We start from the raw sequence: 12,487 nt of genomic DNA on the forward strand, positions 1-12,487 counted from the left end.
CAATTAATCATTACGTTGATAGTGTGCATGATGAGCACAAATCATCTCTGCTATTTTGCGATCGTTGCATTGTTGAATTTCCCAACGTTGGCATTGATTAAAGTGACTAAAACTATTGAGTGCAGATATTAGAGAAAGAACAAATGTGTCAGATTTGTTGAATCGCTTTTCAGTAAATAGATTATAGATAATAAGCGTACGATTTTGTCGGTCGGCTTTAGCATCCATTCGCCCGACAAATTCACCCTGCCATAGAATAGGTAGGCAAAAATAACCAAATTTTCTATCTTGAGGCTTTAGGTAACATTCAAGTTGATAATCATAATCAAACAGATTTTTGAGGCGTTTACGCTGGATGACCAGATTATCAAAGGGTGAAAGAATCTTTACATCGGCTTTGGGCAGGTTTTTATTAAGCAATTGTAGTGCTTCTTTGTCAGCATAATAATCGCTTTCGCCCAACCGTAATTTGATGATCTCCCCAGCCTCAAGCATGTGTAATAACTCCTGCCGGATGGCCCGCTGCATACCCTGACGTAAATAGCTAAACTCAGATTCACTACCTAAACCGTTAGCCTGTAAATAACGTTTAATCAGATATTGAGCATATTCAGCCTGGGTAGGTAGGGTTGTATCAATATGGTTAGGTAATACCCGTTCGGTCAAATTGAACACTTTTTGAAATCCAATACGCCGTTCAATCATCAGTTCACCCTGTAGAAACAACAGCTCCAGAGCCGATTTGGCAGGCTTCCAATCCCACCAGGGGCCATTCTTGTGGCTTTTATCTTCGAAGTTTTTTGATTGTAACGGGCCTTCAGCTTTAATGCGGGCAAGCACTTCAGCCTTAATCTTATTGGCCTGAGGATGCCACGGCTTTTCATGTTCCGTTATATGACGCATTTTAATGCGGCAATAACGGAAGTCTTCTATTGGCAGATATGCAGCCGCATGTGCCCAATATTCGAATACTTTACGTTGTTGTTGAAGAGAATCTAAAATATCGGGTTTATAGCCGCTAACGCGATTCCATAGCGTGTGATGGTGGGCCCGTTCAATACGAGAAATCGTATCAATCTGTATATAACCAAGTTGATTGATAGCTGCTATCGTCGCCTTCTCGGCACTTTTATGAGAAATCGATTTAGGAAGCGCCTGGCTCAGTAACACGATTTTCCTGGCTTGTTTTAGTGACAGCGTATCAACCATAATAAATCCTTATATACTCTTTCCGGACTATGGATAAAACATAATTGGCGTTGTGGTTAATGTTACTACAAGTCATATAGAAAATAGGCTAATAACGTGATGGCAGTGTTTTTTCAGTGTAGATATTTGAAAAAATAATGAGCCCAGAATATTTGAGCAAAAACGTCCCGGGTCTATTTTTCATACAAGGGTAAGGATGTGTACGGACTGGTCTGGACAAAAAAAAACGTATCTCCTTGAGAAGATACGGTTTTCGCTGGCGTAAGTTGAATCTTTATTTTAACTAATTGATATTATTTCATGTTTTTAAATTCAACTTTTATTGTATAACTAAACGTATAACTATTGCGTATTGTTACTGATCTGGTTGGTTAAAAAATGTACTATTATTTGTATCAAGTATATAACACAATCCTTAACGTATTATTATATTAATTACATTGGCTTACTTGATGAAATTAATACTCGGTGAGCTAAAAAGTTTGCTAATTCAATATCATACTCTAAGTATTTAACTTCTTTACTTTGTGGATGCAAAACCTCTAATTCTGCATCTACACCTTTTGTATGTACTATACGGCATCTTATATTATAAAACCTTTGTAATACTTGTCTTAGAAGTTCATCATCTTCAGTAACATGGGAGTTTATCTTATACTCAGAAAGCTTTACTGCATTTTTTGAACGAAAATATTCATCTCTTTTACTATCAGATTTGAGCCAATCGCGAAGTAAGCTAATCTCCACACACTCCTTAAGGGTGGCTTCAAGTTGAGATAATTCTGAACGAGTAGAGGATGCTGTTTTAACAATATTAAATATTCTTGCTATATCTTTTGTATTATGACTATTAAAACTTGGATCTTTTAATGCATTAGCCACTTTCTTTTGAGCTGCAAGTTCAGAATAAATAGGGTAATAAAACTCGACTACTTGATATAAAGCTAGGTATTGTAATAATGGCATACCCAAGGCAGACTGAGCATACCAATATAAAGATAATGCCTCATTATCATAGTGTTGATTTACACGAGTTAGTTCTAAATCATCTAATGATGTATGTGACAATCTGGCTCGAGAGTAATTTCTCGCTATGGCTAACATTAATGGAATGTTTGTTTTACAATCAAACTGAAAACAAATTGATGCAAATATGGTTTTAATAATATTCAATGCTTGTTCATGAGTTGAAATATTAAGTCCAGATATTTTTAGTGATGTAGATGAACTTTTCCGTCTATCAAACCTCTCAATATTATAGCTCCCCATAATTCCTATTGGACGCCCAATATCCTTGCATATTTCTAATATATGGAATTCATTACTAATCTCTGAAAGTTCCGCGACAATACCTTCAAGATGTGTTTCAATCAGTATTTTCTTTTCTTCCTTGCAGATTGAATTATTTCTGAAATAGCGTTCAAAAGAAAAATGTCTCTGAGGTAACTCAACTTCACATTCAATAATATCCTGCTCAATTGACCAAATAGCCTCATATCCTTCAATATACTTATAGTCAAGTAAGTTAATATTGCGTTCAGCTATGATGTCTACTATATCTGAAGTTAAAATGATATTAGAATCATTTCTAGCTTTGGGAATCTGAATTCTTAAAATTTTACGGACATCATTATAATCATAATTGAGGTTTTTATTTTTACAATCTGAAATTATTTTTTGAATATTCAATTAACTTTACCTTTTATTACACACTATTAATTAAAAATAATGTATAGACAAGAATAACTAATTTTTTACTATCTTGGACTTAGATTTTTCAGATGGTGCGGTACGCTTCAGCTCAACATTCTCAAGCCAATCAGTAACGGTTTTCCCACAAACACCTGTCTCTAAACCTGCACTATCAAACTTTCGCTTTATAATGCCCGTATCTATTGGGGTCGTTGGATTTTCCAGTATTTGTTCTCCATTATCAAAACACACAGCTATTAGCCCTTTAATAAATAATGCTTGCTTATTTTCATTTGCTCTTCGTTTGGGTTTTTCTTGCGTTAGCAAGGTTTCATTATTTATTTCTATAGGGAATTGTATTTTTTCAAGATACTTACCTCCATTCTTTAATAGTGTTAGCTCTTCAGCACTGATAGTGAAACTCTTTACATTCACTTTATAATCATCAGTACTTATTTTCTTAATTGTTAAGTTTTCACTGATTTCAATCTTTGTTTCAGTTCTTGGCAAATTAAAGTGGTTAACAGTAATTGTATCGTTGCCGAAGCAATCAAAATTCTTTATGTAAAGGAATGGGATTGCAATCAATCCAGATATGTCAAGGTGAGCGTAGGATCTAGTTTTGAAATTATATGAAGCGGATATTTTTGTATTCATGGTTTCATAGTTAAGTTTCACTATAGATTTAGTTTTATTTAGCTTTAATTTATTAACATATAGCCGTGGTTCAAAAGGATTGTCATCTAGCTTATCATCATCATCCCATCCGTCAGGTGGTTCAGGAGCTGCGATACAAATCTCTAATACGCCAATAGATGCAAAGTGAAGTAACTCATTAATATCACATCCTATTTCTTTAGCTGCAAGGTCTAGTGGATAATAGAGTCTGGTAGGTAGTGCCATATGTTTTTCTCTGTGATTACAATGAAAATATGTTCGTTTATTTTATCTTGTAAATCGGTATAGGTGTTTGTGATTTACTTCACATTTATAGTTTATATATGGCTGGAAAATAGACGTATTAACCCACTTTTACAAACCAAAAGCATATGTCAAAGCATTAAGATACCTTAAAGTGCTTCAATTCTTTCTCGAGGCTCCGGATATGAATAGTAAGCGGTGGGATTTCTATTAATTAATATGAAGTATTTTATTCATGACTGTTTTTAATAATTGCTTCTGCTTCAAGCATTTTAAGAATAATTGCAGCACGATTATAACCAATACGAAAATGTCGTTGTATTTTAGATATAGAGATATTGATAAACTGGTTTTGAGTTATCCATTCCCTAGTTGGTTGCATTAAAAAATCTTGCTGATTATGCTTTCTCATGGTTTCAGTAAGGTCATGCATAATTCACTCCTAATTTGAAGTTTAATTTATTTATCCAGATGAATCATTATTAGATGATTTACATTTTGCCCCGGCATGTTATTCATCTGACTTGGATTTTAAAAAATCTAAAGCCCTATTGATAACTTCAGTTTTATATCTAAGTTCGCCTATGTGGTTTTCATTCTCTCTTTTTAGCTCAAAATACTTATCCGTTAGCACTTTTTGTTCCTGTAAAGCTAATTCGTACTTATTTAGGTCACCCTCATATCGTACATCCTTATTATCCTTAACGTACTGGTCATCCTTGGTTTTTTGAATATCCTGAGCTGACTTTATTTCATTCTTAATATTATCCAAGTATGAATTTATACTTTTTATTTTGGAGTGATAATCATCACTATTAAGAATGTAAATCTGATAATCACCTTCACTGTATAAGCGTAGTGGCATGCCGCAAGCAGAATTCACACTTGCTGAATAAGTATCTGATTGAGGATCGTATTTTCTTAATGCTTGAATATGATATTTTTTTACACCTTTAGTTATTTGTGCAGCGAATGGTATTTTATCACCTCTATGACCGGTCTTTTTTATAAAAAGAAGAGGTCTGTCTTCATCTATAAATCTTGTACCAATACTGGTTATACTACTATATGTATCCTCTGTAAAAGTTAGCTCTCCTTTTAGTTGATAGGTGTCAGGTGAAATATTATGTATTTTAAATGTACTCACATTTAATGAGGAGCAATTATAATCACGATCATGGTGTAGTTGGTTTTCAAAGTCTTTAATAATTTGATTGTCATCAGAACATGCTGTTAATAATATAACAGAAATTAAGTATAACCTTTTCATTGATTTTCCTTTTAAGCAACATTCAATTAATGCGAATGTTCTTGGTGATTTTCCCTAGTGTCAGCGGTCGCTGTTTCTTTACATAGAAGTAAACAACGTTAAAAGCGGATTTCTTATGGTTTCCTTGACCTAATGAAGGCCAATCGCGAAAGGCATCAATCTGTTGCTCAGTAAATGGTGTGCTTGAGAAGTCAAACAGTACCAGCAGAGCCTTGCCGTCGTACTTCATCAGCTTTTTCATTTCCGTTGAGTTTACGTAGGCTGATAGCGTTGCTTTAGGGGCGTCAGGTCGTCTGACAGCAAACTCAACGGCAACATCATCGATAATAAAATCTAGGTAGCCATTGCCCGTCAACGTACCCGGTAGTTGTGCTTGTACTTCTGGCGTCAGGGTGTCGCCAAACCAGCCCAAAAGGTAGCACCTCACCAAAGGCAGAAGTTCTCGTTCGTTGCATTCATTCAGGCGTAGTGTTTTAACAAATTCCTGCCTATAGAGTGAGTCAAACAGGTATTCAAAGCTTTCAACTACACTCTTAATCGTGGTCGCCATATTGAATCAAATCCGTTTAATGGTTCGGGAATGAATAAAGTGCAGAGCACTAGCTGCCGTTAACATGATGCTTAGTCGGGCTTTTTTTACATGGTTGCCCTACTGATGCTGTGGCACCACAGTAGATACACTTTCTATTCCCATTATCAACAACATGGTAGGTTGTGGGACTTTTCTTACAGGGCTGGCCTGCATTAGCGGTTGAGCCGCAATATTTACACTTAGTCAAAGTCTTTCCTTCCTTTTAAAGATACCTTTTTGAATTAAATGTCCGTAAGCGAGTATTTATTAATATTATTACACTTATAGGGATGTTTATACAAGTGTAAACGTAGACGAAAATTCCACTTACTAGGTAAAGCGTAACGCTAAGGTAGGTGGTTCAATGTCAAAACTCACGGTAACAGAAGCCGATAAACTGATCGGAAAGCGTATTCAGCAGCGACGTAAGGAGAAAAAGCTAACGGCGGCTAGCCTCTCTGAAAAAATCGGAGTTTCACAGCAGCAGCTCTCTCGCTATGAGAGGGGAACCAATAAGATTAACGTGACTCACTTAATTGATATTGCGGCTTATCTCGACACACCAATTAGCTGGTTTTTTATTAGTCATGACGTAGAAAACAAACAAGAATCTGAAAAGGTATACCAGAGTGTAAAAACCGAAGAATTAAAAGCTCAACTAGACCTGTTATGGACGAAACTTTCTAGTGAACAGCAAAGTGCTTTTATTGTGCTTCTCGACAAGCTAACTAATTGATAATAAGAATTATTTGTGTTTGTGTGTTGAGTTTGATATAATGCCAAAAGTGGCAATAATATATTGAGTTTATTACCACTAGCCAAAAAAATATATTCAAAATCAAGCAAAGGTATTATCTATTGAGATTTAATAGAGGGTTACGTGCGTCCCAACAAGGCCACTTAGACTGTTTGTGTGGCATATATAGTTTAGTTAATACACTGGCTTATTTATATGATGGCCGGGTAAAAAGAAAACCTTTAATTAATACATTACTGCGGGAATATAAATATCATTATGACATTTATGATTTAGTGACAAATGGATTAGACGACGATGAAATGGACTATCTAATTCAATCAACTCTTCAGCAGGGATATTATCTTAAGCACCACCCTCTAATAATAAAAAAACCTTACCAACACCAAGTTAACCTCCGCACTAAAAATATAATAAAAGATATATCTACTTTTATTAATCACAAAGATAATCTCTATCAACGAGTGATATTACTTGGAACACAAGAACACTGGTCAATTATTATTGGTGCGGATAAAAAGTATTTCTACTTTTTTGATAGTAGTGGCAATGTAAAAGCACAACAGAACTCCTTCTCGTTAATTCCCAAAAAAACACGCCACACACTATTTTCCTCAGCTATCTATTTTATTGAAAGGCCGTTTTAGGTAGGGTTAGCTATGTTATTTCAATCAACTAAAGAAAAGGGCTATTACACCATCAACAAGCCTGTTACTGAACAAGAAATTTTAGATATTGCCAATACGCTGTTAGCCAGACGATTTAAACGACGTACTAAGATCATCTCACCCAATCAAACTCGTGAATACTTCAAATTGAAGCTTGCACGCTATGAGTATGAAGTGTTTTGCTGCATGTTTCTCAACAATCAAAATCAAGTGTTAGCGTTTGAAGAGTTGTTTCGGGGCACAATTAACGAGACCTCAATCTATCCCCGAGAAGTCATTAAACGAGCATTATCGTTGAATGCCGCCGCTATCATTTTTGTACACAACCACCCAAGTGGTGACCCTGAACCTAGTCAGGCTGATAAGCATATTACGTTAAAGCTGAAATATGCGCTTGAACTGGTGGATGTCAGAGTGCTGGATCACTTTGTTGTGGCGGGTGATAGCTCGGTATCGATGGCTGAACGAGGATTTCTATGATTTTTATATTCAATAAAAATCAATCACATACATGGTTTTCCTTAGAAATTTCCAGCTAATTTTGGAAATTTCCAATATTTAGTTTTAGCCGGTGGATAATTAGTGTCACTCAACAACAAAGAGGACTAAGCAAAATGAACGTTAAGAACACAATTAAGATTGTCACCATGAGTGAAGTAATGGAAATGTTAAATTATAAAACGCGCAATTCTATTTATTATTTAGAAGCTAAGGCTAATTTCCCGCCTCGTATTAAGATCGGTATTCGCCGTGTTGGTTACGACTTTGAGGCAATTCAACAGTGGTTACAGTCTCGGACTATGTAATCTATGTAATACACCACCGATATCCAGATGAAGCATAAGCAACGGAAATAATTAATTATTTCTGTATGGGATTTCTTTGTCTGGATTTCAATAAAAACTAATTATCCTAAAAGGAAAACAATATGAGTTTTATTCATAATGATATTCGTCATTCTTATATTCAATCAATATTGAAAGAATGTTCATATTTTAAAAATAAAAAGCAATTAGTAGATTGCCTTAAAGAATTAGAAACTCGTCATAATTACTTATCTAACAGTAAAAGTAAGAAGGCAAATAAATTAGCAAATAAGTTAGCCAACTGTGATATTGGAATTTATTGTAAAAGTGCTGCCTGTCCTATTTGTTGTCATATAAACAAAACAGCAATGGCAAAAGATATTGTGGCAAATTTAGAGCAATTTAACGATATACGCTTTGTCACTTTAGTATTTTTATGTGATTCATTAGAAGATGGAGAATTATTAAAATATGACATTAATAATCTAATTAATAAGTTCTATAAAAAGCTTCAACGGATTGGCTATAACGGTATTGCAATTGGTTCGCTTGAAGCTGATTTTCATGCAGATAGTAAGCGCTGGATACTTCATTTTCATCTATTGATGGAATATGACGCTGAGGCATTCACAAAATTACGCAATTTTATGAAACGTCCTAAAAATATGAATGCACGGGATGGTGTTAAGAATCGCCCTATGCATGTAGGGATGTTACGTAATCCAGAGAAACAGATTACTTATATTTTTAAAACTCAATGGAAACGTATCGAACTTTATCAGGGATGCGATGGACAGCGTCGTACCAAAGATTATCGCTTACGTAAAAAACAGTTCATTCAAGCTCTCATTAAATTAGATAAGGTAGGTCTATCTGGGCTGAGGTTTATGTATGGCATTACACGTTCTAAATTTGGATTGTCATTAAAACGTAATACTAAATAGCCTCAAAACTATGGCTATAGCCCCCATAGATGCAACAACTCTATGGTTAGACAGATCTCATCCTCCAACACTGATCAGTTTATGGCTATAGCTACATTCATATTTATGTAATTGATTTTTGATGGGTGATTACGTGATAGGTGATGCAGACCACCTATCACGTTCTCCTGAACATGTTATCGTATAATGGATTTTCTTATGAAAAAATTTAAGCCGGTAGTTAAGCTATTAGCTCGTTCTGTTATGAAAAGCAGTGCTGATGAATCGTTTTTATTAATTGAATATTTTAGTCTTGATTTGGGTATGACAAAGCTAATTATCCATACTAATTTATTAGATAAGCCTCGTGAGTTTTTTAGCTTGTTAATCTCTAAAGGATTTCCTGCCAATGTAGCTAAAAATGTGCGTAAGCAGCTAATTGATAAGCTATGCGAACATTGTGACAACACATTTATTCTAACCAAAAAGCCAGGATTTATTGGTGATTCTTATATTTCACCGTGTGGAAAAATATGGGGAAGCGATGATAAGTATGGTCCAATAATTCAGCCTGAGTATCAAAATAATCTACCAGCGGTCAGTAAAAAGGATAGCCTCCAGAACTGGCAGGATAATTTAGCTGTCTATGCTATTTATAGTTCACGTTTGATGCTTGGTTTATGTTCGGCTTTTTCTGCTTTTTTGTTAAAAGACTCGGGAATAGAAAGTGGCGGTTTTCATTTTTTTGGAATGAGTTCCGTGGGGAAAAGCACTGTTTTACTCTTTAGTGCCTCAGCCTATGGTAGCCCTGAATATGTCAATACGATGAAGTTTACTGACAAGGCAGGGCAAGAGTTGGCTCAAGCCCATAATGACGCTTTATTGTGTCTTGATGAATTGAAACTCGCGGACTCTAATCCTAAAAAAGCTGCGGAAAAAACTCAGGGAGTCACTTATGTCTTAGCGAGTGGCCGCGGGACTAAATACTCAAAGAATTATGAAAAGCAGAGGGGAAGCGATGAGTGGCGTGTTATTTTTCTAAGTGCAGGAGAACGTAGTTTAAAACAACACGCTGCTGATGGTGGAATCTCTCGTCTCGAGGGAGAAGAGGCCCGTGCTATCGATATTCCTGCGGATACAGGAAGTGGTCACGGTATTTTTGAAACAATTCCAATGGAAGTGGGTTCTTCTAGCGAATTAGTACAAAACATAGCGGTGTTGTGCAATCAGTATCACGGTACAGCCCAATATGCATTTTTGAAGAAATATGTTAGTCAACGTAAGGCTAATCCTGAAAAAATGAAACAGTACTTGAATCAACGTATTGAGTTCTTTCTGAAAATGCATAATGTTGATAAAAACAATGGAGTGGAAATACGCACGGCTAAACGTTTTGCTTTGGCATATGCAGCGGGGGCTTTGGCCTCTAAATACAAGGTATTGCCGTTTGATAAGAAAGACATCATGAAAGGAATTTCTCGTTGCTATCAGGATGCCTGTGCTTATTTGGACGAGGGGGATATTAAACCCGTTCCAAAGGTTGTTCGCATACCTGATAAGCTGCTACACCTTCTTTCTACGGTTGATGTGGTGGATTTGGATAAAGATAAGTCTCTTTCTAGTGATGAAATTGATGAACTTGCCGTCTTTAAGAAGAAAATTGATGGTGTGAGTGTATTAGCTTTAAAAAGTGATGTTTTAAAAGAGATTGAGCCTAATCGCCTGCAACGTAGGCTGTTGTTGGAGCATTTAGCAGCACAAGGAATGTTGTTGCGTGATGCTACGGGAAAGAATACTCGTGCAGTACGTAAGGGAGTGGGGCGGAGGTATTGTTTTGTGAAAAAATGTATATAATATAATCGATTATATGCTATCTAGTGCCAGTCAATTAACTGGCACTTTTTGGAAATGAGTGCTAATGATTTTACTGGTTACTATCACTTTCCTCAGTATGATTAAAATTTTCTGGTACTTGTAGGATGGGTTTCTATGTTATTGAATTTATTAAAATTTAATAAGCCTTCGAAAGAATTAAAGATCAACCAGTCAAATGTATTTTATAACTACACCTTAGGATTCGAATCATCAAATATTGATTTATTGAAAACAGCTGGAAAGCTATTGAAAACAGGTATTGCTAAGTCAGTTTTCTTTTCGGATTTTAAATGTGTATACCTTGATGATTTGGGTAATACACAAGTAGAGTTTTTAAAGCCAGAGGGTAGACAATGGGATTCGAGTTGGGAGTTAGAATTTAATCAGAAAATGCCTCGATCTGTTGCAGCAGATGCAATTGGTTTTTTCGAGGTTTTATTTCATGAAAATAGAATTTCACTTAATAATGATTTATACCTGCGAGCATCACTGCCTCCTTTAGTATTGGAGGATGAAGATAATGAAATATCTTTATTTTCTTCAGTAAAAATTTATAAAAGTGGAATTGCGATACTTAGTTTTCAATTTGATGCTACTTGGGAGGGAATAGATGAAAACGAATTTATAGCCCGCGTTGTAAATATTTTTCAAATATATTTTAAATCTATATGGGTTGATTCAAAAATTCAGACATTAGATGCAGATGTCGTGTTGATAAATGCATTTGAAGACACATTTTCAGTTGCTGGGGAATATATCAAGAATAAGGAAGTAAAAAAAACAATAAAAGAGATGAAGAAAGACAGTCAAAGAGTAATTAATGATGCTTTCCAAATTGATGGTAAAAAATTCCATCTTGGCGGTAACGATTGGTCATTGCATGAAATCGCTGGTTCAAAAAATGATGACTCTTGGGAATCTACATTAGATTTATGCCGTTCAATATACAGTAATGCTGTTAGTAATATTTTGGTTTTTGGGCAAAGGTCTAAAAATAATGATTTTAGAAAATATATGTGGGAGGGACGTCCATCTATATGCTTACTTCGTTTTGATAATCAGCCACAAAATAAAAATGATCTCATTAAACAATTTTCATCCTCAATGTCAAAAATTTTGCTTAGAGCCAATTTCAGAGGGCAAACTCCTGACTTACCGATAGATTTAAGAATGTTTGACGATTATTGTTTGCATGCTCAAAGGTCAGCTCTTCTTTGGACATGGTTAAGATCTGATGGTGATTCTGACAATGTATGGGATGAACCTCATACTCGTGGGAAAATATTTGAAAATCAGGCAAGAGCAGAACAAATAGAATACTATAATATGCGGATTGCTCGAGCATGTTCTTGGGCGCATGACCCTCTATCAGATATTCATTTATTTCATGCTTATGAAACACTCGTAAACTCAGAAAGACTGACTCACCATAGTAGCCAAGCTGGTGAGGTGTCGGCGGCCCTTTCATATATCATTAATGAATTTGGTACAGCAAGTTTAATTCCTTCAGCAAAAGAAGCTGCTAGGTATCATCTTGAGGAACTAAGGTATAAGTCTGACTCAATTCGAAATCGTAGAGATCGCTGGCTAACTTTTGTTTTTGGCTTAGTAGGTGCTGCAACTTTGGCCGAATTTGTTGTTCATCCTTTTATTCAGGAAATATGGCCAAAATTGAGTAAGGTAGTAACGCCAATTTTGTCATTTGGCATTTCAGGAGCTTTAATATTATCTATTGTAATGGTCGTTTGGATGATAAATAAAGATGAGTGATTTTTTACATTAGTGGCATTGATTC

The 12,487-nt window shown here is 35.4% G+C and carries 13 protein-coding genes; 7 read left to right on the forward strand and 6 right to left on the reverse strand.

Going from position 1 to position 12,487, the window contains the following annotated elements; translation table 11 throughout:
* Positions 1 to 3 precede the first annotated feature (3 nt).
* The 6 genes from I2494_RS06720 to I2494_RS06745 form a co-directional block, all read right to left on the reverse strand.
* A complete protein-coding gene (locus tag I2494_RS06720; RefSeq protein WP_218466318.1) occupies positions 4 to 1,209 on the reverse strand; it encodes a winged helix-turn-helix domain-containing protein in 1,206 nt (401 codons plus the stop codon).
* Positions 1,210 to 1,644: 435 nt separating this feature from the next.
* Positions 1,645 to 2,898: a hypothetical protein gene (locus I2494_RS06725; RefSeq protein WP_218466319.1), complete on the reverse strand. Its 1,254-nt coding sequence runs from the start codon at positions 2,896 to 2,898 to the stop codon at positions 1,645 to 1,647.
* Positions 2,899 to 2,955: 57 nt separating this feature from the next.
* A complete protein-coding gene (locus I2494_RS06730) occupies positions 2,956 to 3,804 on the reverse strand; it encodes a hypothetical protein (protein WP_218466320.1) in 849 nt (282 codons plus the stop codon).
* 247 nt (positions 3,805 to 4,051) lie between these two features.
* Positions 4,052 to 4,255, reverse strand: coding sequence for a DNA translocase FtsK (locus I2494_RS06735; protein ID WP_218466321.1), 204 nt, complete (start codon positions 4,253 to 4,255; stop codon positions 4,052 to 4,054).
* A 78-nt stretch (positions 4,256 to 4,333) separates the two neighbouring features.
* Positions 4,334 to 5,092 carry a hypothetical protein gene (locus I2494_RS06740; protein WP_218466322.1) on the reverse strand — a complete coding sequence of 253 codons (759 nt, stop codon included), beginning with the start codon at positions 5,090 to 5,092 and terminating at the stop codon, positions 4,334 to 4,336.
* Between the two features lie 22 nt (positions 5,093 to 5,114).
* On the reverse strand, positions 5,115 to 5,642 hold the full coding sequence (locus I2494_RS06745) for a hypothetical protein (RefSeq protein WP_218466323.1): 528 nt from the start codon (positions 5,640 to 5,642) through the stop codon (positions 5,115 to 5,117).
* 385 nt (positions 5,643 to 6,027) lie between these two features.
* On the opposite strand from I2494_RS06745, the gene I2494_RS20595 reads away from it, so the two are divergent.
* From I2494_RS20595 to I2494_RS06780, 7 genes are all read left to right on the forward strand, one after another.
* Positions 6,028 to 6,399 carry a helix-turn-helix domain-containing protein gene (locus I2494_RS20595; protein ID WP_218466324.1) on the forward strand — a complete coding sequence of 124 codons (372 nt, stop codon included), beginning with the start codon at positions 6,028 to 6,030 and terminating at the stop codon, positions 6,397 to 6,399.
* Between the two features lie 122 nt (positions 6,400 to 6,521).
* Positions 6,522 to 7,067 carry a hypothetical protein gene (locus I2494_RS06755; RefSeq protein WP_218466325.1) on the forward strand — a complete coding sequence of 182 codons (546 nt, stop codon included), beginning with the start codon at positions 6,522 to 6,524 and terminating at the stop codon, positions 7,065 to 7,067.
* A gap of 12 nt (positions 7,068 to 7,079) precedes the next feature.
* Positions 7,080 to 7,568, forward strand: coding sequence for a RadC family protein (gene radC, locus I2494_RS06760; protein ID WP_218466326.1), 489 nt, complete (start codon positions 7,080 to 7,082; stop codon positions 7,566 to 7,568).
* Between the two features lie 167 nt (positions 7,569 to 7,735).
* Positions 7,736 to 7,894 (forward strand): helix-turn-helix transcriptional regulator, encoded by a 159-nt coding sequence (locus I2494_RS06765; RefSeq protein ID WP_228350861.1) that lies wholly within the window; start codon positions 7,736 to 7,738, stop codon positions 7,892 to 7,894.
* A gap of 122 nt (positions 7,895 to 8,016) precedes the next feature.
* Positions 8,017 to 8,838 carry a hypothetical protein gene (locus I2494_RS06770; protein ID WP_218466328.1) on the forward strand — a complete coding sequence of 274 codons (822 nt, stop codon included), beginning with the start codon at positions 8,017 to 8,019 and terminating at the stop codon, positions 8,836 to 8,838.
* A 198-nt stretch (positions 8,839 to 9,036) separates the two neighbouring features.
* Entirely contained in the window at positions 9,037 to 10,671 is a 1,635-nt protein-coding gene (locus I2494_RS06775) for a DUF927 domain-containing protein (protein ID WP_218466329.1), read from the forward strand.
* Between the two features lie 135 nt (positions 10,672 to 10,806).
* Entirely contained in the window at positions 10,807 to 12,462 is a 1,656-nt protein-coding gene (locus tag I2494_RS06780; protein ID WP_218466330.1) for a hypothetical protein, read from the forward strand.
* Positions 12,463 to 12,487: the final 25 nt, after the last annotated feature.

The organism is Limnobaculum allomyrinae, assembly GCF_016649425.1.
GTDB lineage: Bacteria > Pseudomonadota > Gammaproteobacteria > Enterobacterales > Enterobacteriaceae > Limnobaculum > Limnobaculum allomyrinae.

What these genes read in the sequence shown, in the direction of transcription:
- I2494_RS06720 (WP_218466318.1), bottom strand. Translation starts at nt 1,209, where the DNA reads ATGGTTGATACGCTGTCACTAAAACAAGCCAGGAAAATCGTGTTACTG.
- I2494_RS06775 (WP_218466329.1), top strand. Translation starts at nt 9,037, where the DNA reads ATGAAAAAATTTAAGCCGGTAGTTAAGCTATTAGCTCGTTCTGTTATG.
- I2494_RS06770 (WP_218466328.1), top strand. Translation starts at nt 8,017, where the DNA reads ATGAGTTTTATTCATAATGATATTCGTCATTCTTATATTCAATCAATA.
- I2494_RS06765 (WP_228350861.1), top strand. Translation starts at nt 7,736, where the DNA reads ATGAGTGAAGTAATGGAAATGTTAAATTATAAAACGCGCAATTCTATT.
- I2494_RS06780 (WP_218466330.1), top strand. Translation starts at nt 10,807, where the DNA reads ATGTTATTGAATTTATTAAAATTTAATAAGCCTTCGAAAGAATTAAAG.
- I2494_RS06730 (WP_218466320.1), bottom strand. Translation starts at nt 3,804, where the DNA reads ATGGCACTACCTACCAGACTCTATTATCCACTAGACCTTGCAGCTAAA.
- I2494_RS06740 (WP_218466322.1), bottom strand. Translation starts at nt 5,092, where the DNA reads ATGAAAAGGTTATACTTAATTTCTGTTATATTATTAACAGCATGTTCT.
- I2494_RS06735 (WP_218466321.1), bottom strand. Translation starts at nt 4,255, where the DNA reads ATGCATGACCTTACTGAAACCATGAGAAAGCATAATCAGCAAGATTTT.
- I2494_RS20595 (WP_218466324.1), top strand. Translation starts at nt 6,028, where the DNA reads ATGTCAAAACTCACGGTAACAGAAGCCGATAAACTGATCGGAAAGCGT.
- I2494_RS06745 (WP_218466323.1), bottom strand. Translation starts at nt 5,642, where the DNA reads ATGGCGACCACGATTAAGAGTGTAGTTGAAAGCTTTGAATACCTGTTT.
- radC (WP_218466326.1), top strand. Translation starts at nt 7,080, where the DNA reads ATGTTATTTCAATCAACTAAAGAAAAGGGCTATTACACCATCAACAAG.